This window comes from Cellulomonas sp. P5_C6, from assembly GCF_054049635.1.
This window is the reverse complement of sequence record NZ_JBFULZ010000366.1, coordinates 1-1,426: the sequence shown is the minus strand read 5'-3', so window position 1 is coordinate 1,426 and position 1,426 is coordinate 1. Positions and strand designations below refer to the sequence as shown.

The window sequence follows — 1,426 nt, the reverse complement described above, 5'->3', positions numbered from 1 at the left end:
AATGCGCTCGCTACCCATGGACGCGATGGTGCTCTCGAAGCTTTGCGCGAAGTTGCGGTTTCGTCGGGCATTGAGTCGAGGTTCGGGCACCTAGCGAGCGCATTTGAAGACTCCGACTTGGACCATCTGGCGTCAATCGCTTGGCGGCACCAGTTTGAAGATGACCGAACAAAGTTCAAACGGGAAGTCCGGGCGCTCGAAGAAGTGGTTAGTCGACGCATTTTGGACATTTTGGAGTTGGGGCAGGAATGACGCTGCAATTTGAGAGCCTCCGACTTCAGAACTTCGGACCTTATCGCGACACGGGGCTCATTGACCTAAGCGTAACTCCGGCCTCGCCCATCGTCGTGTTTCACGGAGAGAACACTCTGGGCAAGACGAGCATCTTTCGCGCGCTCCGATGGGGTCTCTACGGAAGCCCCGACGCGGGTGTGTCACCGAGCAAGTCCGCAATTGGCCTCAAGTCGTATCTGAACCGTCCCGCAGTCGCCGACGGAGAGTCTGCGATGGAAGTCTCGATTTCCTGGGTCGCAAATGGCTCACGCTATCAGCTCGTGCGATCGGCTCGGTTCGAAGGAGACATGCCACACGTCAGTGCGGATCTTCGAATCGACTCGATGGTCGTTCAGGAGGCGATGATCGACGCGGAGATTGGCCGGTTGCTCCATCCGCAGATCTCCGAATTCTTTCTGTTCGATGGCGAGCTTCTGAGGGATTTTTATGATCGTTTGAACTCCGACCGGGAACGCGACCTGTTGCAGTCGAGCATCGAGAGTGTCCTTKGGATACCCGCGCTGCAGCGCGCTGCGGACGATGTGCATTCACTTCATATCGATTCCTTGCTGCGCCAAAACAAGGCAATCAAGGACTCGAAGGCGCGCGAGGATGCGAATCGGAAGTTGCGCGAGCTGAAGTCAAAGCAGGAGAGCATTCAGAAGGATCGTGTTGAGGTCGGAAAGGCCCTACGAAAGGCCAAGGAGGACTTGGAGCGAGTTCGGGGGGATATCGCTGCAGTCGACGACCTCAAGGCGGACGCTCGCGAAATGCAGACGCTCGAGGCGCAAATCAATGGCGCCGAGACTGAGGCGAAGGCCCTTCGCGGTGAAATGGCTCGGCTAATCTCGACTGGATGGCTTGCCCCTGCTGCGAGGCTACTGTCTGAGCGACTCGTCTTGATTCGCGCTCAGAACGACCGAGCGGAGACCTCTCGGGTCGAGATCAGGGAGGCCCGCGACGTCGTCGCGATCCTTGAGGAGCAGATTCGGGGGGGCAGTTGCCCCACCTGTCATCAGGATCTGCCCCCGGCCAGCGAGCAGACACAGGCTGAGTTGGTTCGAGCTCGAGATGGACTTCTGCGGCTCGAGTCGAACACTGGCGCGACGGCCGATATCCAGCTTGAGCGGCGCGTTCTTGCGCTCCTTGATGT

General features: G+C 58.5%; 2 protein-coding genes. Both read left to right on the top strand.

Annotated elements, in window-relative coordinates; translation table 11 throughout:
* A partial coding sequence (locus ACXJKG_RS21170) for a hypothetical protein (RefSeq protein WP_456847683.1) occupies window positions 1-252 on the top strand: 252 nt, incomplete at its 5' end.
* On the top strand, window positions 249-1,426 hold a 1,178-nt coding region (locus tag ACXJKG_RS21165), incomplete at its 3' end, for an AAA family ATPase (RefSeq protein ID WP_456847682.1). The genes ACXJKG_RS21170 and ACXJKG_RS21165, both read left to right, overlap by 4 nt.